The sequence below is a fragment of the Streptomyces sp. NBC_01233 genome (assembly GCF_035989305.1).
In the GTDB taxonomy this organism is placed as follows: Bacteria; Actinomycetota; Actinomycetes; order Streptomycetales; family Streptomycetaceae; genus Streptomyces.
Map to the genome: position 1 here is coordinate 538,325 of NZ_CP108514.1, position 20,008 is coordinate 558,332.

Annotated in this window: 16 protein-coding genes and 3 pseudogenes; 9 read left to right on the forward strand and 10 right to left on the reverse strand. The window is 70.7% G+C overall.

Annotated features, from left to right (window positions below; genetic code table 11):
* Nucleotides 1-217: 217 nt before the first annotated feature.
* The 5 genes and pseudogenes from OG332_RS02685 to OG332_RS02705 form a co-directional block, all read right to left on the reverse strand.
* Nucleotides 218-961 (reverse strand): SAM-dependent methyltransferase, encoded by a 744-nt coding sequence (locus OG332_RS02685; RefSeq protein WP_327419085.1) that lies wholly within the window; start codon nucleotides 959-961, stop codon nucleotides 218-220.
* 18 nt (nucleotides 962-979) lie between these two features.
* A pseudogene (locus OG332_RS02690) lies at nucleotides 980-2,170 on the reverse strand (glycosyltransferase); the annotation flags it as partial.
* 125 nt (nucleotides 2,171-2,295) lie between these two features.
* Nucleotides 2,296-2,667, reverse strand: coding sequence for a cupin domain-containing protein (locus tag OG332_RS02695; protein WP_327411896.1), 372 nt, complete (start codon nucleotides 2,665-2,667; stop codon nucleotides 2,296-2,298).
* A gap of 79 nt (nucleotides 2,668-2,746) precedes the next feature.
* Nucleotides 2,747-3,748 (reverse strand): GNAT family N-acetyltransferase, encoded by a 1,002-nt coding sequence (locus OG332_RS02700; protein WP_327411897.1) that lies wholly within the window; start codon nucleotides 3,746-3,748, stop codon nucleotides 2,747-2,749.
* 129 nt (nucleotides 3,749-3,877) lie between these two features.
* Nucleotides 3,878-4,519: a hemerythrin domain-containing protein gene (locus OG332_RS02705; protein ID WP_327411898.1), complete on the reverse strand. Its 642-nt coding sequence runs from the start codon at nucleotides 4,517-4,519 to the stop codon at nucleotides 3,878-3,880.
* 180 nt (nucleotides 4,520-4,699) lie between these two features.
* Between OG332_RS02705 and OG332_RS02710 the strand changes: the two genes are divergently transcribed.
* The 3 genes from OG332_RS02710 (at nucleotide 4,700) to OG332_RS02720 (ending at nucleotide 7,557) form a co-directional block, all read left to right on the forward strand.
* Nucleotides 4,700-5,593, forward strand: coding sequence for a LysR family transcriptional regulator (locus tag OG332_RS02710; protein WP_327411899.1), 894 nt, complete (start codon nucleotides 4,700-4,702; stop codon nucleotides 5,591-5,593).
* A 74-nt stretch (nucleotides 5,594-5,667) separates the two neighbouring features.
* Nucleotides 5,668-6,156 (forward strand): hypothetical protein, encoded by a 489-nt coding sequence (locus tag OG332_RS02715; RefSeq protein WP_327411900.1) that lies wholly within the window; start codon nucleotides 5,668-5,670, stop codon nucleotides 6,154-6,156.
* Between the two features lie 435 nt (nucleotides 6,157-6,591).
* The gene (locus OG332_RS02720) at nucleotides 6,592-7,557 is read left to right on the forward strand and encodes a hypothetical protein (RefSeq protein WP_327411901.1); all 966 of its coding nucleotides are present in this window, start codon (nucleotides 6,592-6,594) and stop codon (nucleotides 7,555-7,557) included.
* A gap of 863 nt (nucleotides 7,558-8,420) precedes the next feature.
* On the opposite strand, the gene OG332_RS02725 is transcribed toward OG332_RS02720, so the two are convergent.
* Nucleotides 8,421-8,804 (reverse strand): hypothetical protein, encoded by a 384-nt coding sequence (locus OG332_RS02725; RefSeq protein WP_327411902.1) that lies wholly within the window; start codon nucleotides 8,802-8,804, stop codon nucleotides 8,421-8,423.
* Nucleotides 8,805-8,881: 77 nt separating this feature from the next.
* Nucleotides 8,882-9,730 carry a C40 family peptidase gene (locus OG332_RS02730; protein ID WP_327411903.1) on the reverse strand — a complete coding sequence of 283 codons (849 nt, stop codon included), beginning with the start codon at nucleotides 9,728-9,730 and terminating at the stop codon, nucleotides 8,882-8,884.
* Between the two features lie 319 nt (nucleotides 9,731-10,049).
* Between OG332_RS02730 and OG332_RS02735 the strand changes: the two genes are divergently transcribed.
* Entirely contained in the window at nucleotides 10,050-10,742 is a 693-nt protein-coding gene (locus OG332_RS02735) for an amino acid permease (protein WP_327419086.1), read from the forward strand.
* Nucleotides 10,743-11,079: 337 nt separating this feature from the next.
* On the opposite strand, the gene OG332_RS02740 is transcribed toward OG332_RS02735, so the two are convergent.
* Nucleotides 11,080-12,126, reverse strand: a complete 1,047-nt coding sequence (locus OG332_RS02740; protein ID WP_327411904.1) for an Lrp/AsnC family transcriptional regulator — start codon at nucleotides 12,124-12,126, stop codon at nucleotides 11,080-11,082.
* Between the two features lie 104 nt (nucleotides 12,127-12,230).
* Between OG332_RS02740 and OG332_RS02745 the strand changes: the two genes are divergently transcribed.
* The 4 genes and pseudogenes from OG332_RS02745 to OG332_RS02760 all read left to right on the forward strand — a co-directional run bounded on the left by OG332_RS02745 (nucleotide 12,231) and on the right by OG332_RS02760 (nucleotide 16,448).
* Nucleotides 12,231-12,620, forward strand: coding sequence for a VOC family protein (locus OG332_RS02745; RefSeq protein ID WP_327411905.1), 390 nt, complete (start codon nucleotides 12,231-12,233; stop codon nucleotides 12,618-12,620).
* A gap of 143 nt (nucleotides 12,621-12,763) precedes the next feature.
* A complete protein-coding gene (locus OG332_RS02750; RefSeq protein ID WP_327411906.1) occupies nucleotides 12,764-13,351 on the forward strand; it encodes a DoxX family protein in 588 nt (195 codons plus the stop codon).
* 428 nt (nucleotides 13,352-13,779) lie between these two features.
* Nucleotides 13,780-15,375: a hypothetical protein gene (locus OG332_RS02755; RefSeq protein WP_327411907.1), complete on the forward strand. Its 1,596-nt coding sequence runs from the start codon at nucleotides 13,780-13,782 to the stop codon at nucleotides 15,373-15,375.
* Nucleotides 15,376-15,450: 75 nt separating this feature from the next.
* Nucleotides 15,451-16,448 (forward strand): annotated as a pseudogene (locus tag OG332_RS02760) (IS5 family transposase).
* 575 nt (nucleotides 16,449-17,023) lie between these two features.
* On the opposite strand, the gene OG332_RS02765 reads toward OG332_RS02760, so the two are convergent.
* Nucleotides 17,024-17,416, reverse strand: coding sequence for a hypothetical protein (locus tag OG332_RS02765; protein WP_327411908.1), 393 nt, complete (start codon nucleotides 17,414-17,416; stop codon nucleotides 17,024-17,026).
* 334 nt (nucleotides 17,417-17,750) lie between these two features.
* On the opposite strand from OG332_RS02765, the gene OG332_RS02770 reads away from it, so the two are divergent.
* Nucleotides 17,751-19,238, forward strand: coding sequence for a lipase family protein (locus OG332_RS02770; RefSeq protein ID WP_327411909.1), 1,488 nt, complete (start codon nucleotides 17,751-17,753; stop codon nucleotides 19,236-19,238).
* Between the two features lie 173 nt (nucleotides 19,239-19,411).
* On the opposite strand, the pseudogene OG332_RS02775 reads toward OG332_RS02770, so the two are convergent.
* Nucleotides 19,412-19,978 (reverse strand): annotated as a pseudogene (locus tag OG332_RS02775) (IS701 family transposase); the annotation flags it as partial.
* Between the last annotated feature and the right edge of the window lie 30 nt (nucleotides 19,979-20,008).

A 20,008-nucleotide genomic window follows, 5' to 3' on the forward strand; every position in this document is an offset into this window, starting at 1 on the left:
CGCCGCGGTTCGGCGTCGGCCATGGCGGGCCGCCGCGCGGCGAGCCGACTCAAGGCCGAGGAACGGGCTCACGTCCGTGGCACACCGTCCCCCGCTGCGGGGGACGACGTCGTGCGTGGAGCGCGTCACTCGGTCAAGTGCGGGAAACCGCTGCGCCTGACGGGCATGGGGTGGACATTCGCTTGATGTCCGAGGATTCACACGGTCCAGTGGAGGATCATCCGCACGACTGGGTTCGACGCAGGACCAGGCAGAGGAAGCCGAAGCTGTCCCGGTACCCGTGCAGCCACTCCGAACGCTGGGCGGTGGCCGTCTCCAGTACCTGTGCGGCGGCCGGATCGTCCGGGTGGTCCAGGGCCCACGAGGCCAGCGAGCCCCAGCAGGCCCACTCGTAGGCGTCCAGCTCACTGCGGGTGCTGACATGGCCGTGGACAGGGGTCCATCCGTCGGCGACGACGTGGTCCACCGTGGTCGCCAGGTCGGCGAGGTCACCGAACATCTCGACGGCCGCTGGTGAAGGGGCGCGGTCCCAGAAGCACTCACCGATCAGAACGCGGCCTCCGGGAGCCAGGTGCTTGCGGGCCGCCGCGAGGGTGGGGAGAAGACCGCCGAAGGCATGCGTGGCGCCGACGCTGATCACCAGGTCGAACGGCTGTGCAGAAACGAAATCCGCGGCCTCCTGTTGGTGGAGGACCAGGCGCTCGTCGACTCCGAGTTCGCCCGCTGCCCGGCGGGCCTGCGTCAGGGCGACTTCGGAGACGTCGACGCCCTCGGCGTGCAGGTGCGGGCGCGCCTCCAGAGCGCGCAGAAGCCATTCCGCTGTGCCGCATCCGAGGTCGAGTACCCGCTCGTCGCCCCGCGGGAGGCCGCGTTCGAGCAGCCGGCTGACCGAGTCGTCGTCGAGCGGAGACTTTATCGGGTGGGCGGCATGGGCGATCATGGAGATCTGTTCGCGGCTCACCGTCGCGGCGTGCCCCGTGTCGAGGAGCAGCTTCGCGGCCACCGCCGTCCCGTCAGTGCGGATCGTGTCGGCCACGGCCTTCGCCCGTGCTTCCGTCTCAGGGGTCAGGGCCGTCCTGAGTGCGGCTGACAGCGACTCGAAGGTCGGGGTCGGGCCGTCGTGTGCCGCGCCGATGCCCAGGTCGGCCACGCGGGCCGCCCAGTGCGGCTGGTCCACGAACTGGGGTACCACCACCTGGGGTGCACCGGCTCGGGCGGCGGTGGTCGTGGTGCCTGCGCCGCCGTGGTGTACGACGGCCGCGACCCGGCGGAACAGGGACTGGTGGTTGACGTCGCCGACGGCGAAGCAGTCGTCCGAGTCCTCCGCCAGGCCCAGGTCCGCCCAGCCGCGGGAGACGAGCACACGGCGGCCCTGCGCGCGGGCCGCCTCGACGGTGGTCCGGGCGATGTCGGTGGCTCCGCTCATGGGCATGCTGCCGAACCCGACGTACACCGGTGGGGTGCCGGCGTCCAGGAACGCCTCCAGGTCGGCGGGCAGGGGGCGTTCGTCGGGCAGGATCCACGCGCCGGTCTGCACGAGGTCGAGGTTCGTGAGTTGCTGCCACGGGCCCAGGACGGGGTCCACCGCCAGCCACGGCCGTTCGGTGAAGACGTGGTCACGGACGTTGTCCACCGGTGCCAGGCCGATCGCCGCGCGGTGGGCGTTGAGGGGCTTGAGGTAGAGGGCGTTGACCTTCTGGGCGTCCAGGTCCCACAGGGCCTGGTTGTCGGTCATGTCGGGCGGAGCCGGCGGGCCGGGCCGCGGCGACGGCCGGTAGTGCGCGGAGGGCATCTCGAACGGGTGGAAGCCCGCGTACACGTAGCGGATGCCGAGCTTCTCTGCCACCGAGCGGGCGCCGGCCGGCATCAGGCCGCTCGCCACCAGCACGTCACAGCCCTCGGCCGCCCTGCCGACCGTGTCGAAGTGCGCGGCGACCAGCTCGGCCGCGAACGCGGCCGCGTCCGACGGCGGCGCTCCCGTCCGCAGCGCGCGCACGTCCCGCCCGAAGGGCACGAGTTCCGCGCCGACACCGGCCAGCAGTTCCGCGAACTCCTCGTCCGGCGGTGCGCACACGCGTACCTCCGCGCCGAGTTTCCGCAACTGCGCCGCCAGTCCCGCCAGCGGCGCGATGTCGCCGCGCGATCCGTACGCCATCAACAGCACGCGCATGTCGTGTTTCTCATTTCTGTGGATGCCGGCCTCGGCCGGTGATGGTGCGGCAGGATCCGGGTCTTCCGGGTCTTGCCTCAGGCCCCTTGGAGCGGGTTCGTGTCGGGCGGTGGCGGTCAGCGGGATCAGCGGGCCCAGGGCAGTTCGCGGGTGCCCTCGGTGCCGGGTACGGAGGCGAGGGCGTCGCAGTGCATCGCGACGTGGGCCTCGGCCCGCTCCGGGGCGTGGACCCGGCGCAGGAGCCCGGAGGGCAGGATGAAGGTCTGGCCGGCCAGGACCTTGTGGGTGTCGCCGTCGCAGGTCACTTCCAGGGCGCCCGCGGTGACCGTCCAGACCTGTTCACGAGTGACGGAGTGCTCGGGACCGGTTGCTCCGGCGTCCATGCTGACCGTCCAGGTGCTGAGTTCGGTGCTGCCGCGGCTGGGGGCCGCCAGGCCGGTCATGGTGGCGTTCGGGGAGACGGTGACGTTGCCGTCCGACGGAGTGATGATGCGCATACGGAGTGCTCCTCGGTGGCGTTCGGGGACGGGGCGGGAAAGGACGGGGAGGGGAGGCGAGAGAGGTCCGTGGGTGGGGTCAGCTCGCGGGCACGTCGAGCTGGAACTCGCGGGTGCGCCGGTAGGAGCGGAATCCCAGTCGGTGGTTGACGGCCAGCATGTGGGCGTTGTCGTCGGCGTTGTCCGTCTCGATCTCGACGACACCGGCATGTTCGGCGCGCAGACGCCGCACCATGGCGGCCTTGACCCACAACCCGAGCTCGTGGCCGCGGTGCGCGCGCACGACCGCCGTGTCGTACTGCTGGGCGCGCGGCCCGGAGCCCTGGGGAAGCAGGATCTCGGTGTAGCCGGCCATGGTGCCGTCGTGGTGGACGGCCGCGATGGTCAGCAGTGTGTCGCCGCGGTCGGCGATCACCTTGGCCATGGCGCGGACACGGTCCGCGTCCCACGCCACGCTGCCGTAGTCCAGGTCGCCGACGGGCATGTCGTTCATGGCGTTCTTGGCCGAGGCGAAGGCGTCGGCGAGCTCGTCGGGAACCGTGCCGGTCCAGCGGGCCAGCCGGTAGCCGGGGGGCGCGGTGTCGGCGATCTGCAGCAGGGCGGCCTCGGGCAGCTCCTCGAGGCGCAGTATGAGGTGATCCAGGGTGAGTGCCCGGCGAAAGCCCCACCGTTCGCTGAAGGCTTCACCCGGGCTGTCGGCCGCGGCTGCCGCGATGAGGCTGCGCCGTTTCTCGGTGAGACAGGCCGCCACGACCGCCGACAGCAGGAGGGAGCCGGTTCCCAGGCGGCGGTGTGCGGGGTCGACGTGCAGTTCCAGTTCGGACAGGTGCTCCTGGCCCGGGGAGGTGAACACCCGCAGGCCGGCGACTCCGACGGGGCTGCCGTCCGCCCCGATGGCCAGCCAGGTCAGCCGACGGCTGCCCAGAGCGGGCTGGGTGAGCTGGGCGTGGATCTGTCCGGGGTCGGGGGTCGGTACTCCGGGCAGGTCGTGGGCCATCGAGGCCGCGACGACCTGATGCCACGCGGCGGCCTCGGCGACCGAGACGCGCTGGAGCGGAATGACATGAGCAGATTCGGACAAAGTGATGGCTTTCGTGGTCGAGTCGGTCGTACTTCGGGATGCCGCGAGGGCGTGTTCGCCTCGACCGATAGCCCGCCGGGGCGTCTTCGCCTCGGTCGATGGCCCGCCGGGGCGGCCGATGAGGCTGCGTCAGGCCGAAGTGCCCGGACTCCAGCGGTCGAGAACGGCGTACGCCGGGATCCACCGGGCGGTGCAGGCTGCGTACGCGGGTGCGGGCAGTCGGGCGAGGAGCCTCTCCGCCGTCGGTTCGTCGGCGCCGTCCAGCAGCCACGGCAGCAGCAGCGGTGCGTCCTGGTCGATGTGCTGGGCCTGGACCCGGCTGAAATGGCCCCACTGCTCGGCTGTCAGCACCCCCTGGACCAGCGGGAGCGCCGCTTCCTCCTCGTGCTTGAGGTGGCCGGCCAGGCCGCGGGTCAGCGCATCGGCAAGCTGGCCCAACCGCGGCGAGCCTGCACCGGGGTCGCTCAGCGTGCCGTCGATGGCCAGGATCACCTTGGTGATGGCGGCATGTTCGGCCTCCATCACCTCCAGCAGCGCCAGGTCCTTCGGCCGGCCGGCCAGATTCTGCCGCAGCGACGGCCACAGAGCGTCGTCCTCGGCCGCGTGATGGGCATGGAGGGCCTTCTTGAACAGCGTCCAGCCGGCGGCGTTGGCCAGCACCTGCCGCGGGTCACGGTCCGCTGCGGTGGTGACCCGGTCCAGATGGGCCAGTTCCCGGCGCAGGGCATCATGCATCGCGTGCATCACGGTCAGGTCGATGGCGTCGCTCATGAGCGGTTCAAGGACGTTCCGGGATCGGCGGGGCACCTCGTCCCGTCCGACCGTAGGGGTGGGGGGTCTTGCACACGTGACTGCATGCCTCAAACGATCTTGCGTTTCGCACGTATGATCAAGGAACACTTGTGCGTGGTTCGATAACCGCTGGGTTATCGACGAAGGGCCGGGGGGCCGGTGGAGCTGCGGGACATCGAGATCTTCCTGGTGCTGGCCGAGGAGCTGCATTTCGGCCGGACCGCTCAGCGGCTCCACGTCTCCCAAGCGCGCGTCAGCCAGGCCATCAAGAAGCAGGAGCGGCGCATCGGCGCCGAGCTGTTCGCCCGCACCAGCCGCACGGTGCGCCTGACGGAGGTCGGCCGCCAGTTCCGCGACGATCTGCAACCGGTCTACGCGGGCCTGCACGAATCCCTGGAGCGGGCCCAGCTGGCCGCCCGTGGCATCACCGCACAGCTCCGCGTCAGCCTGCTGCCCTTCAACGTCGCCGATCTGCACCCCTACTGGAAGGCGTTCCGCGCGCGGTACCCGCACTGGGGACTCCAGATCCGTCTGGCAACCTTCACCGATGTGTTCGGCCAGCTCCGCAGCGGTGCGATGGATGTCCTGGTCGCCTGGCTGCCGGTGGAAGAGCCGGACTTCACCGTCGGGCCGACCCTGTGCTCCGACTCCCGGATCCTTGCCGTGGCCGCCGACCACCGGCTCGCGGGACGGGACTCCGTGCCGCTGGAGCTGCTCGCCGACTTCCCGCACGGCACCGCCCTCGACCTGCCGGACTACTGGGAGGACAGCTACCTGCCCTTCCACACCCCACGAGGCCGTACGATCGAGCGCATCACGTCCGCGGCTTCGGACACCGCCGATGAGCTGATCACTCACGTCGGCATGGGCGAGATCATCCACACCTTCCCGGCCCATGTCACCAGGTACTGGGGCATGTCGAACATCCGATGGCTTCCCGTCCCCGACATGGCCACCATGAACTTCGCCCTGGTCTGGCGGACCGAAGCCGAAAACGACCTCATCCGCGCTCTGGCCGACACGGTGCGAGACCTCGGCGTGTTCCGCTTCTGACGAGACGCGCGGCGTGAGGTGACGTGCCTGCGGCCGGCTGAGAACACCCGCCCCCTCGAATGATCAGGTGCACTATGGGCGATGCAAGGGCTTACCCGGGGGCAACCGTCGACCTGGATGCCGAACTGTGCCGGGTAGAAGACGTCCTGAAGGCCCGTGAGATGTTCCCGCAGGGCTGGTACTCGGGAGGCGGCTGGCACTTCCGCGGTATCGACCTTCCCGGCGATGCCACTGCGCTGACCGGCATGCTGCCCCTCACGCTCTCGGTCGCGGAACCTGTGGGGAGCGACCTGCCGGAGAGGGCGGCCGGCGTCCTGCCTGCCGCCTCGTGGGGGCAGATCGCCTGGATGGCACTCAGCTGGCCCGCGGTACCCGAACTCGACCTCGGACCCGAGCACGCACGAACAGGTGTGCAGGCGTGCTTCAACAGCGACGCCAACCACGAACCGGCAGCCGGCTACACCGTGTACGCACACGTCCACCCCTTTGCGGGAGAACGAGCCCAGCACCTCGCCCGGCAGATCGGACACGACGTCGTCGGGCCCGGCGAACACGGCTGGTAGTCCAAGCCCGGAAGCATCACCCGGGGGAGATCGGAAACACTGCAATCCCCCGGCGACGATCTGGCGCATCCGCTGGTCGCCTGCACCCCTGGGCGCAGGCGTCGAACCGACGCTCCGCGCACGCGGGGCGGGAGCTGAACGGTGAGCCCACCCTTGAGGGTCTTGAGCGGCTCCCGCGTGCACCCCTCACGATCCGCCCGGTCCAGGGCGTCATCGACGCCCCCACCGGCATCTCCCCTCCCTACGTCACGATCTCCGGCCGCATCACCCGGGGCTGGGGCCGTACCGGCACGGTCCGCGGCCGCCCGGCAGGTGGCTTCACCCCCCGGCTGGATCCGTTCGGCTTCGCCGGACCGGCGTGGCCCCACATGGCTGCTGAGGGTTCAAGCAGGGCATGCCTTCTATCGGAGCCGCGACTCAGGAGGGGGCGGGCTGATGACGGTCAATACCGGGCGCGGGCACGGACGTACGGGAAGGGGCGCCAGGGTCGCGCTGCGACTGGCTTCGGTGACTGCCGGCATGGCGGTGGCCGCGCTCTTGGTCGTCGACTTCCGGCTGACCGGTTCGGCGGGCCGGCAGGTACTCGTGGTGGCGCTGATGGCCGCCTTCGTGAGCGCATGCGTAGGGGCGGCGTCGAACCTGACGGCTCTCCTGATGCGGCCGTCCCTGCGGCGGGCCCGGGAGCTCCTCGCGGAGGAGCCCGACTTCTGGGGCTCGGACCGGGAGTTCTTCGCCCCGGTGCGTCGTCTGATGTTCCTCGGCGTGCTGCAGACCCTGGTCAACCTGCTGGTCCTGCTCACCGTCTATCCGCTCGCCCTCTGGGCCGGCGTACGGATCTGCGGCGCCGCTGGTCTGTCGGCGCGCCTGACCGGACTGTGGCCGGTCTTCGTCTCGGGGCTGCTGGTGGCGGTCGTTGCCACCACGGTCGGGACCTTCTTCGCCCTGTTCCGCCGCCGCACCAGCGGCGCGGCGGCGCGCTCGCTGGCCGCCGTACTGCTCAATGCCGCCGGACTCGCGCTCGCCTCGCTCGTGCTGGACGGCGTCCGCCTCGACTCTGCGCCGGGGTGGCGGCAGGCGGTCGCCCTGTGTGCCGTGGCGTCCCTCTTCATGCTGCCGCGCATCACGCTGTCCCTGCCCGTACCGGGAATCGCCTCGATCGTCCTCGTCGCCTACCACTGCCTGGTGTTGTGGCTGATCTGCGCGGCCTTCGCGTTCGTGGACCCCCCTCTTCACGCCGACGGCTTCTGGCCGCTGGCGGGGGCCGCCGCGATCATGTGGGCGGCTGAGTGGCCCGCACGCCTGGCCGTCGGGCGCGCGCAGGCAGCCGCCGCTCAGCCGGCTCCGGTACTGCCCGATCCGTTCCCGCCGGATCACGGGTTTCCCTCCGGCCCGCTGTACTGACGTCCCCGGCCTGTCGCGCCGTCTGCCCCATGCCCCCGACGGGCTGCATGGTCCGCTCGGCCTTGTTGCCGCGCCTGGAGGAGGTGCCGGAAGAGCTCGGGGCGGCCGGCTGCTCAGGGGGTTGGAGGAGCCGCTGTCTTCCCGGCCACCGGAGTTGGTGTGCCGGCTGCAGCGGATGCGGCGCCTTGTTCCGGCCACCGGGATCGAGATCGAGGCCCTTCGGGATGTTCACGCCCTCGGTCAACGGCCCGTAGGACCGCTCCGCGTCCTCACTCAGGCCCACCACCACCTCCGGCACCGAGGCGGCAGCGGGTGCCGCGGTGGTCCGGCTGCGGTCCGGGAACCGGGATGACGTGCACGGGGGGCGGGCGCGGGCGGGGTGGGGGCGGTGGCCCCGGATCGGCTCGGGGAACTCCGCGATGCGTGCGGGGGCGAGCGGAGCGGCGGGCCCGGGCCCTGCGGCGCCCGCTGCGGGCGCGGGCTGCGGTGCGGCCGCAGTGACGGCGGCACCGGTCTGGTCGACACCCAGCCCTGCCGCGTGCGCGTCGGTCAGATCCGCCCGACGTCCACGCCGGCCTGGTCGAGGTGACCCATCGCCGCGACGCCCTCCGGCCACGCCGGGACGCGAGGATCGCATCACGCGGTCCAGCGCGGGTGCGGCGGAGGGTCATTCGCCGGTGTGGTCGGGCTGGGCGCCAGCGACGAACGACGAACCCCGGCCCTCATCGGCCTCGCCGCGCCAAGTCGCCCCCACCGTCGTTCCCGAAGCCGGTGGCGCGGCCGATGGGGGCGAGTTGGCTCTGCGCGAGGGCTGACCTCTCAAGGCCGCCACCTCCTGGCGGGGAGGTGGCGGCCTCAGAGCGTCAGCACTCGCGCAGGCCCGGTGCCGGGTCGACCGAGGTGTGGACGTCCACGGCCGCGACGTTGCCCCACTGGCCGTTGTCCAACTGGGTCCAGTACCAGACGTTGTTGCCGCCGGCGTGCTGGTCACCGCGGCCCCAGCACTGGAACCAGCTGGGGCTCGTGTTCAGCGGCCCCCGCACCGCGGAGTTGTACCGGCGGTGCTCGTAGCCCTTGGCGCCGACCCGATTGCCGCACCACAGTTTGCCGTCGGCGCGGACACCACATTCGGCGGCCGCGCTCTTCCCGGTGGCGGGCGTCGCCTGGGCGGGCCCGGTCACGGTGGCCATGCCGCCCGCCAGTGCGACGGCTGCGAGCCCCAGGACGATCTTCCTGCCTGCGTACATGCTTCCTCCTAGGAAGGACTCCCTCGGGAGCCGGGTGATGGGTGATGGGTGTGCGTGATCAGTGGTGCGGATGGTGCTCAGGGGCAGGTGCGTACGCCGTCCAGCCAGGCGGCGCCCTTGATGTAGATGTTGGTGATCCACGCCCCGTATTCGGGCAGGTAGGACCAGGCGTCGTTGGTGTAGCCCTCCGCCGTCACCGGTTCGGCGTGCTTCTGGCACTCGACGCGCACCGTGGTCGGGCCGGGGAACCGGTGTACCCGCGGGCTGGTGGTGGACGGCTCCTTGTGGGTCCACACATCCGTGCCCCACGTGCTGAACGTGCCGGGGGCCGCCGCCGGCGCAATGCGGACCGCTCCCGCGTAGTCCCCGCCCAGCCGTACGTCGCTGACGGTGATCCGGGTGCCCGATTCCCGGGCCTCGACCATCTTCCCCGCGCCCAGGTAGATCGCGATGTGGTGGACTGAGCCCCCCGACCCCCACGCCAGCAGGTCCCCCGGGAGCAGCGACCCGGTCCCCTGGGCAGCCGTGAACCGCTGGTTCACATGCGGCGAGTGGAACTGGTGGTACGCGTTGCCGGACAGCGGGTCGCCGCCGACCGCGCGGGCGTAGGCGTACCGGACCAGCCCCGAGCAGTCGAAGCCCAGCCGCTCCGGGTCGTGTGCACTGTCCGGATCGCTCGGGTCGACCTGACCGTACGTCGGCCCCGGTTGTTGCCCGTGGCCGCCGCCCCAGGTGTACCAGACCCCGATCTGTTCGCACGCGGCTCCTACGGCCTTCTCCGCCACCGCGGAGGCTCCGGGGGCGAGCACGCCACACGCCCCCGCCGCCTTCGGTGCCGCGGCCGCCGTGACGCCGCGGGCACCTCCCCACGTGGCCAGGAGGGTGAGCACCGCCACCGCCGCCACCGCCGTTCTCCGCATCGCCATGTCCGGTCCCCCGTCCCCGCCACGCGGTGTCCCGCGGGTCGTCCTGCTCGTCGTGGTATTCGCGGCGTGCTCGTCGTACGGAGCACGGACCGGCCGTCCGCCGGGCACTCCGAGACTGTGCCCCGCCACCCCTCCGTGTCGAGGAAGCGCGGGTCGCCCATCGCAACGGGAAACGGGAAACGCCTGGGAAACCCCCTCCGACCAGGCTCTTTGAGCATCCGTCAGCAGAACGCCCGGTGGGGCTCTTGACGCCGGCGGTACGCGACATCGGCCCCGTACGGCATGGCCCAGACGGGGTTCAGTCTCCTCGCCACGCGCGATCGTGGGATCGGTCGTGGCGGCCGGCGTCCTGGGCATGCTGTTCCTGATCACGCTCACGATCGCGATCGACGACATCCCCCGCATCAGCGACACCGGCCCGCCCGTCGCGGCGATCATGCGTGATCAGCTCGGTCCGGCGATGGAAAGGACACTGCTGGTCGCGATCACCATCGCGTTCTTCGGCGCCGGGATCGTGGCGATGGTCGCGTGCTCGCGCCTCGTCTTTGCGATGTCGCGCGACGCGCGCTTCCCCGCGCACCGTCTGATGCGGCGCGTGAATGCCCGCACGAGGACGCCGATCCCGGCGACCGTACTGGTCTTCGCCCTGGGCATCGTCCTGATGGTCGCGCTGCCGGGCGCCGCACTGCTGAAGCTGATCACGGCCTCGACCATCCTCCCCGCGGTCACCTACGGCTCGACGATCGTGCTCTACCTGGCGGTACGCGGACGCCCGAGCCACAAGAAGGGCGCCTTCGACCTCGGACGCTTCGAGCTGCCGATCGCGATCTGCGCCCTGGTGTGGACGCTGGTCGCGTTGTTCGTGCTGATCTCCCCGAAGGAGGCGTTCGTCTCCGTCGTGATCGTGGTGGGCCTCCTGCTCCTGGGCGGCCTGTTCTTCGCCGCCATGCTGACGCTCGACCGCCAGGTGCTGGAGACGGAGCCGGGCGAGGCGGACTCCTTCACCAAGTGACCGGGAGGCGTCCGGCCCGCCCCGGAAGAACTCCCCGACCGCCTGCCCGCAGACCCACCAGGCTGCGCCCGAAGCAGCGGTCCGTCCAGCGCTCCCGCGACCCTGCCCCGAGCCGGTGTCGGGACGGCTGTTGCGGCCGAGGCTCGCAGGGCCACCACCGCACTGCAGCACCCCCGCACTTCCTGCTGCGGGGGACGGCAGGAGGATCAACGACGTGCGGCGCCTGGTGGCCGCGGTGCCTCAGAAGGCATCCGCTCGGCGCTGACCCGTGGTCTGAACGCGTCACGCGCCGAGTCCGCGGGTCTCCGCCGGGCGGCCGGTCTGCCGGTCTGCCGGTTCAGCCCGTTGTTTCCGTCCCGGACTTGCGTCGTTTCGGCCGTTCCGCCCTCGCCGGGACGAGGAGCGGTCCCGCCCGTTTGGCGCGGCGCTGGACCAGGGCGGTCTCCATCCGGCCGATGCCCGGGAGCGCGGCCAACTCGCCTGCCAGGTAGTCGTAGAGGGCTCCGGTGTCACGGCACTGGACCATGGCGAAGACCGCCGCACGGCCCGTGGTGACAGCGGCGAAGGCGACCGCGTCGTGCCGAGACAGTGCCTGCGTCACCTCGGCCAGCGCGGCCGGCGCCACCTCCAGCCACAGCAGCGCCTCCACGGGAAAGCCGAAGCAGGACGGGTCCACGTCCACCTCGAAGTGCAGCACGCCGGCGGCGCGCAGTCCGGCGACGCGGCGACGCACGGTCGAGGCCGACCAACCGGTGACAGAGGCCAGCCGTCTCACGTCCACCCGGCCGTCCCGGGCCAGTTCGCCCGCCAGCCGCGCCTCCGCCGCGCCCCAGTCGGACGCTTCGGCGGGCGCTTGCGGGCCGCCCGGGGGCTCCGTCGCGGGGCTGAGCAGGGCCGCCTGCTCGGACGCGTCCAGCGCGCTCGTCCGGCCTGCCCAGCCGCCGAGGCCGGCGACCGGGCGCAGCACGCAGCCTGCCTCCACGTCCCGTATCCCGGGGGTTCGGAGCAGATGGTCGAAGAGCGGGCGCCCACCGTCCGTACTCGAGACGGGGGTACGGACGATGCAGGTCAGCCCCGTTCCGCCGGCGAGCGGGGCGATCCACGAGGTGTCGTCCCGCTGCGCGAGGGCGGCGGTGAGCGCGTCGGCGGCGCCAGGCGCGCAGTCGATGCGGACGAACCAGTCGAGCATCCCGATCCGCCGGCTGTCGATGAGCCCGACCACCCGGACCACGAGAGCCGACCGTAGCCGGTGGTAGCGGCGTGCGACGGTTCGCTCCGGGATTCCGAGCACGGTGGCGATCCGGTTGAACGAGGCGCGCCCGTCGATCTGGAGGGCATGGATCAGACGGCGGTCCAGTGTGTCGAGGGTGACGGATCGCGTCACGACATCGCCTCCGCACGTCTGATTGCGCCCATTCGGGCGACTGTACAGCCGGCACGGCCGCACCGGACAGGACGCTGAGGGTGACCGAACCAGAAAGGCACACCATGTTGACCGTTCTTCCCATCAGGTACGTGGCCGACGTCGAGGCGTCCCGGGACTTCTACGCCGGGCTGGGGCTCACGGTCCGGCCGGAGGCCGGCGCGGCCGTTTGGGTCCGGCTGACCGCAGCCGCGGGGGCCGTCGGCGTCCACGCCTCCGCCGTCTCGCAGGGGCGGCCGCCCGGCACCACAGAACTGGGCTTCGCAACGGACGAGCCGCTCGATGAGGTCGCGCAGCGGCTCGAACAGAACAACTGCCCGTACGAGCTCGTCGAGGAGAACTTCGGCCGCAGCATCCGGGTCACCGACCCGGACGGGGTCGTCGTGCAGATCCAGTGGATCGACCCGGACACCGTCCGCCGGTCGGCCGAGGCCGTGACCGGCGACCGCGCATGACCGGGGCCCGGCAGCCGCCGAGGTACGGGGGCTCGGCTGCCGTGGCCGTCAGGGCGTGCCCCCGGCGGGAGTACCCGCCCGCACGCCGCCCCGCATTCCCATCCGGCCCGCCATCGGGATCGTCACAGAAAGGAGGAGCTGACATGGAACCGCTCGTCACACTCGTCACCGTCACAAGCCTGTTGCTGCTCGCCGGGGCCTTCGGGGCCGTACGGTTCCGTCGGCCGACCGCCGCCCTGAGGGGCGGTCTCGCAGCCATGTTCGCGCTCACCGGAGGCGCGCATTTCGTCGGAATGCGCGAGGAGATCGTCGCCATGGTCCCGCCGGCCCTGCCGGCCCCGGAACTGCTGGTCACCCTGACCGGCATCGCCGAACTCGCTTGCGCACTCGCGCTGCTGTGGTCGCGGACCGCCCGGGGCTCGGCCGCCGTACTCAGCACCATGCTGGTCGTGATGTTCCCCGCCAACGTGTACGCCGCCGCCGGTGGCGACGTGCCGTGGTGGGACCGGCTCGGCCCCCGGACGGCCGTGCAGTTCCTCTTCCTCGCGGCCACCGTCACCGTGCTGGTCCGCCCTCGCGATCGTGATCCGGGCGATCTCGTGACCAGCGCAGGTCCGTCGGTGCGGCTCCACCCAGCCGTGTCGGACAGCGCAACCGCCGAGCTGCATCCGGGCTCGGACTCCGGCCATGCCCAGGAGGTGGCGCAGTCGTCGGTGCAGCGTCCGCGGTGACAGACCCCGTTCGCCGCGGCCGCCCGGCCGGTCAGGCCGGCCAGGAGGAGCGCGAGGGTCCTCCGGTCGAGCTCGGTCGGGCCCGTCGCACCGAGCTCGACGGCGGGTTCGGCCTCCCCGCCGGTGCCGGAGGGTTCGAGCGGGTGGACGCTCCGCCGCACCCTCTCGAACAGAGCGTCCAACGCGTCCAACCGGTCGCTGCGGTGCGGCAGCACCGCCATCCGGAATCGTGCACGAAGCTCGCGCAGGAGGGTCAGAGGGCGTCAGATCACGGCCCGCCCGTCCAAGCGGATGGGATGTGCGCAAATGACCGCAACCGCACTCTGCATCAGGGGTGTTGATGGAACGATCAAGCTTGCCTTTCGCATAAGCGTTCTGGAAGCCTCCGTTTGGCTCACCTGTCACATGAGTAACGGAGGAAACCCCACATGCCCACAAGCCGAATACGTCGCGCTTGGCTCACGGCAGCTGCCGCGGCCGCGCTCGCGTTCACCGGCCTTGCGGCACCGGCCCAAGCGGAAGACCTTCCGCCGGATGTGCCGGAGTCCTGGATCCAGGAGCCCCGCGCGACCGAGGGCACCCCCTCGCCGTACAGCGTCCGCGCTTGGACCGCTCCCGGTGGCGCGGCCTCGCCCGGTGACTTCACGCTGTCGCCCGGCGAGATGAACGCCGAGACCACCAAGCGGGTCACCCGCCTGGACTCGGTACTGCCCAAGTCGGGCGTGCAGAACCTGCTGGCCGGGGCGAACCGCACCGTCCAGCCGTGGTGTTCCCGCGACTCGTTCGGCACCGCCCCGGACCCCGACATCAAGTACTGCCTGCAGAACGACGACTCCGTCTCGCAGGAGTGGGTCCCCCAGGGATTCACCGGCGTCTCCGACGCCAAGGACAACGAGTTGTGGGGCGACGCGGGGAACATCCAGCTGTTCGCCTCCTACGACGGCTGGGACCCGGGCCGGGAGACCGACCCGCTACCGACGGCCGGCGACTGCACCGCTGCCGAACTGGAAGCCAACGACGCCTGCAATCAGAAGGGCGTCCGGATCACCTTCGTGCAGAGCCGCACCAACCCGGCCACCGGCAGTCCAGAGGTCAAGTATCGGCACGTCCTGCTGGGCTGGACCTATGTGAACTCCGCCGACCACGTCTCCTTCGACGGGCTGCACGCTGCCGAGTACCCGATCCAGAAGGGCGTCCATGCCGGGGGGATCGTCTGGTACGGCAACTACCTCTACGTCGCCGACACCCGCAACGGCCTGCGCGTCTTCGACATGCGCTACATCATGGACCTGGACCCGGACGGCGACCCCGGCACGCACGACCAGATGGGCACCGACACCGACGGGGTGAAGACCACCTCCAACGTCGAGGACAAGACGAAGGTCGGCCGGCACGACAACGTCTGGTACAGCTTCGGCTACCGCTACGTGATGCCGCAGGTGGCCGCCTGGAAGTTCAAGGCGACGCAGAGCAACCCCAAGGGTTCCTACGCCTGTGTCTCCACGGGCGCCCCGAAGGCCTCCTACATCTCACTGGACCGCAGCACCACCCCGGACCGGATGATCATGGGTGAGTACTGCCGTCCGGAGAGCGGCTACTCCTCCACCGGCCGCATCGCCTCGTACCCGGTCGCGGCCCTGGAGGGGCGCTCCGCCGACGTGGCTGCGGAAGGCTGGGCGAACTACCTGCCGATGTCCAACGGCGGCGCCCAGGGCGCGGCGGCGTACGACGGCACGCTGTACGTGAACGAGTCCAAGGGCACGGACGAGCCGGGCAACCTGTGGCGCTACAACTGGAGCAACGGCCAACTGGTCCAGGACGGCCAGGCCGTCAAGACCGCCCGGGGCGCCGAGGACCTCTATGTCGAGCGCGGCACGGGGCGGTTGTGGTCCCTCTCCGAGCACCGGCCGGGGACGGATCCCGACTGCACGGCGAACCGGGACCCTGCCGACCCCGCGGGAACGGACTATTGCCAGCGGGTGCTATACGGACACAAGCTGAGCTGGCTCGACGGCCGGCCCTAGGGCCTGTTCTGAGTTGAGATCACGGGATCGGTCATTCTCGCTTCAGGAGGGTGCTGGCCGGGGTAGACCGGTCGCATGACTCGTGATGATCTGACCGATGCCGAGTGGGAGTTGATCGAGCCGCACCTGCCGCTGGGGGCGTTCGGACCGATCCCTGACCTGCGCCGCTACTTCAGCGCGGTGATGTGGAGGTTCCGGACCGGCAGTCCCTGGCGGGATGTGCCGGAGAGCTACGGCTCCTGGTCGACGATCTACGACCGGTTCCGGATGTGGGCGCGTGACGAGGTCTTCCAGACCCTCATGGACGCGATGATCGCCGAGGCGGAGGCTCGCGACGATGTCGATCTCAGCCTGGTGAGCGTGGACTCGACCGTTGCTCGGGCGCATCACCACGCGGCGGGCATGGCGGTCGCCCCGGAGCTCCTTGAGGATCTGGAGAAGGCCGTGGCGGAGGAAAAGGGGCTGCAACAAAGGGACAAAACGACCCCGTAGGCGAGGGATCCGCGGACAGGGAGGACCCCGAGCGGGAACAGCGCCGAGCCGTGCGCCGGCGCCGCAGGGCCCGACTGCGGGCCGCCGAACTGGGCCGCTCCCGGGGCGGGCTCACCAGCAAGATCCACCTTGCCGTCGAGCGGCGCTGCCGCCCGCTGTCCATCATCCTTACCCCCGGGCAGGCCGCGGACAGCCCGCACTTCATCCCTGTCCTCAAGAAGATCAAGGTGCGCGGCCGGATCGGCCGCCCCAGGACCCGGCCGGACGCAGTGGCCGGCGACAAGGCGTACTCCTCCCGAGCCAACCGCGCCCACCTGCGCAGACGCAACATCAAGGCGGTGATCCCGGAAAAGGCCGACCAGGCTGCCAATCGCAAGAAGAAGGGACGCTCCGGCGGCCGCCCGGTCAGCCACGACGGCACGCTCTACAAAGATCGCAACACCGTCGAGCGCGCCATCAACAAGTTCAAGGAATGGCGGGGGCTGGCCACCCGCTACGACAAGACACCTGAGAGCTATGCCGCCGGGCTCCACCTGCGCGGATCCATCCTCTGGTTACGCAGCCTGCCAGCCCTCCCGTGATCTCAACTCAGAACAGGCCCTAGCCCGAGGGGCGGACCTGCCGGCCGATTCGGCAGGGCCGGTGCCCCGTACGGACCTGGCCCGGCTTCGGCCGCTGGATGAGGACGAGGTCGTCGCCGTCGAGCAGGATGACGCGGGCACTCCGACCCCACCTGGATCTTCTCGCCGGTACCGCCGCCGATGCCCTGGACGCCACCGAGATCACCTCCATGACCGGTCGGCCAGGTCTCCGTCGTCCACCTCACCCTCACTCTAGACCGGGCTTCCGCGGCCGCCGTCACCGTCATCGCTCTGCCTGCACGGCCGACGTCTGAGAGGCCGGATCGTCCCCACTCGCGACCGCTGCGCCGCCGTGCGCTTCGCCCTCCGGATCGAGCGGATGCCGCCGCCGGGGTGCGTTCGCCGAGGAGTCGGTGGGGGCGGGGCACGGTTGGTGCGCTCGTGGCGAGTGTCCCCGGTAAGCGCCGGGGCGTTCCGTCGATCCCGGCAGCGCGGCCCGAGGTGTTCCAGGACTTTCGGACGCGATGACGGCGCCCCCGGCCCGGGGCGGGGCGGGGGCGCCGGTGGGGTGGGTGTCAGCAGGGGCGGATGTGGAAGACAGGGGTCCAGGAGGCGGTGCCGGTGTCCTTGGCCACGTTGGACAAGCGCTCACTGCCGTTCTGGTTGTAGAAGCGGGCCCGGGTGCCGGAAGTCTGGTTGTTGTTGAAGGTGCCGTCGCCGACGCCGTTGAAGTCGTAGTAGCCGCAGCGGTAGTAGTCGTAGTTGTAGCCGCGGCCATCGACGATGCACAGGTGGCCGTGGTTGCAGGCAAGGGCCGTGTCGGGGGAGGCCAGGTCGCGCGTTTCGGTCCGGCCCGCAACGGCGAGGACCACGCCGTGGACCTGACCGCTCCCGCAGCACCGTGAAGCGCCGATCCAGCGGGTGAACGCACTCACGCAGACCGGGCCGAGGCAGGCCGGCGCGCTCACGCATCAACGCAATGGCCTGCACGCTCCGCTCCACGGCAAGGAGGCGGTCCACCTCCACCTGGGTGCCGACCGGGAGCCCGTCCCACAGAGCGTTCTCCCCAGCGGCATCGAACCTCAGTCGATCCGAGCGACACCACACCCCTGAGCAGCCGCCTTACCCAACACCACCTGCGACGCAGAAGGCTCTTGCGGCCCCTCGGGTGCACAACAAACCCAGGGGCTGCTGGCCCAATCGCGTGAACCTGGGACCCGCCTCCCGTCGGGATCCCCTGGCGAATAGTAGGTTGGACGCGAACCTGCTCCGGCCGGATCGGGCGATCCCCGAGGAGCGAGCATGGCGACCGACACGAACCAGTGGACCGTTCCGCAGGTGACCATGACGCTCTCCGCGATCGCGGCGACCGCGGCCACCCCGCGCCCCTCGGGCGAGACCCTTGCGGAACAGAGCGCCCGGATCGCCCTCGGCATCAACCAGCACCTGACCGACCCCTCGCTCGCGACGCAGGGCACCTGGGTCCTCTCCTGGCTCGGGGTGAGTCCGGGCAACGCCAACATGGCCTACCTCGCCAGGAACACCGACGGCTCCAACTCGTTCGCCGTGGTGATCCGCGGCACCGCCGGCAGCGTGACCGATCTGATGGAGGACCTCGACGTCGGCACGGTGGTCCCGTTCAACCTCGTCGGGATGCCGTCCCCGGTCTCGGTCTCCAAGGGGGCGATGAAGGCATTCACCGAGGTCGTCACCATGAGCACGGCGGGCGTCACCCTGGCGCAAGCGCTCGCCACCGCCCTGGGCCGGGCGCAGCCGAACCCGACGGTCTACGTGACCGGCCACAGCCTGGGCGGCTGCATCGCGACCATGGTCGCCCCTTACCTCCAGACGCTCACCTGGCCCAACAGGAAACCGAACTTCGAGCTGCACACCTTCGCCGCCCCCACCGCCGGCGGAGCGGACTTCGCCGCCTACGTCGACTCCCTGGACTGGCAGGCGAACGAGCGCCACTTCAACATCAACGACATGGTGCCGCAGGCCTGGAACAACCTCGAGGCGACCAAGCAGTGGTACCTCAATCCGGGCCCGGCGGCGACCGACTACGTCAAAGCCGTCATCTCGGCGCTCGTCGCCCTCCCCAGTCCCCACGTCTACGTCCAGCCGGGCAAGGACGACGCACTGAACGACAGCTACGACCCCGTCGACCCGAACGTGGTGAAGAAGTCGCTCCAGGACTTCATGGGCCAGGTGGCCTTCCAGCACGCCAACTCCACCTATCTGGGCCTCCTCGGCGCGCCTGACGTGCAGTCGGGTCCGGTGGTGACCCTCGTGACCCCCGTCGGCACGGCCGGAGCCCCGGTCGAGATCGTCGGCAGCGGGTTGGGCCAGGGTGTCTTGGTCGACTTCGGAACGGTGCCGATCTCCAAGGAGTACGTCATCCGCGACGACGTGATCATCACCTGGGCACCCGAGGGCGTCGGCGTGGTCGATGTCCGCGTCACCAACAATCTGGGCACCTCCCCGGCCGTCCCGCGCGGCCAGTTCGCCTACGGCGGCCCCGCCGCCGTGGTGGTCACCGGCATCAGCCCGGACACCGGCCGGGCCAACGACCAAGTCCAGGTCAACGGCGTCCACTTCGCCTCGGACTCCCAGGTCTACTTCGGCGACACGCTCGCCGAGCTCGTCGACTACGCCCCCGAGCAGCTGCTCGTCACGGCGCCCAAGCCAACCATCGCCTTCGGCAAGCCCGCGACCATCGACGTCACCGTCCTCTCGAACGGCTACTCGTCGCCCGCAAGCCCGGCAGACGAGTTCACCTACCTGGAGTGACACCGGCGCTGGACCGGTTGCCGACCTCTAATACTGCAACCGCATGTGGGGGTCGTGGCCCCGTCGTTGGTAGTGGCAGCGGCGGGCTCGGGCTTGGCTGCGGCGTCGGAAGTGTGACCAGTGGAGACGGTGCTCGTTGGTGTGGCAGCGGGGCGTGAGGACGACGTGCCCGATCATCCGGCGGATCTCCGGGACGCTGAGGGGTATGAGGTCTTGCTCGTCGTCTCCGCTGCCCCTTTTGCGGCTTCTGCGGCACGGATGGCCGTGAGGTAGGCCAGGACGGCCATGGCGAGGGTGATGTGCCGGTACCAGGCCCGGTAGAGCCGCACCTGGTAGTGGTCGAGCCCGCATTCACCCTTCGCGGTCTGGAAGCACTCCTCCACCGCCCACCTGGCTCCGGCGGTCCTGACCAGGTCTTTCAGCCGGGAAGTGACGGGGCCGTAGCAGACGTAGTAGGCGATGTCGGTGGGGTCGGACAGATTGCGGCGGGCGAGCACCCAGTGCCCGAATCCGCCCTCCCAGGCGGGCCGGATCGCGACGCGGGCCCAGTGGTAGATCCGCTGGCCGTGGGCGCCGGCTCCGGCGGAGATCCGCTTCCATGCCTGCTTCGGCAGGGCCGCGATCAGCTCGTCGACGCGCGCGTCGCGGCCGTCGGCGGTGATCACGGTGTCGTTGACCTTCGTCGCCAGCACATACGCGGCCCGGCGTTCTTCCAGCCAGGCACGGAAGTGTTTGACCTGCTGTCGGCGTACGGGCTCTGATGCAGAGGT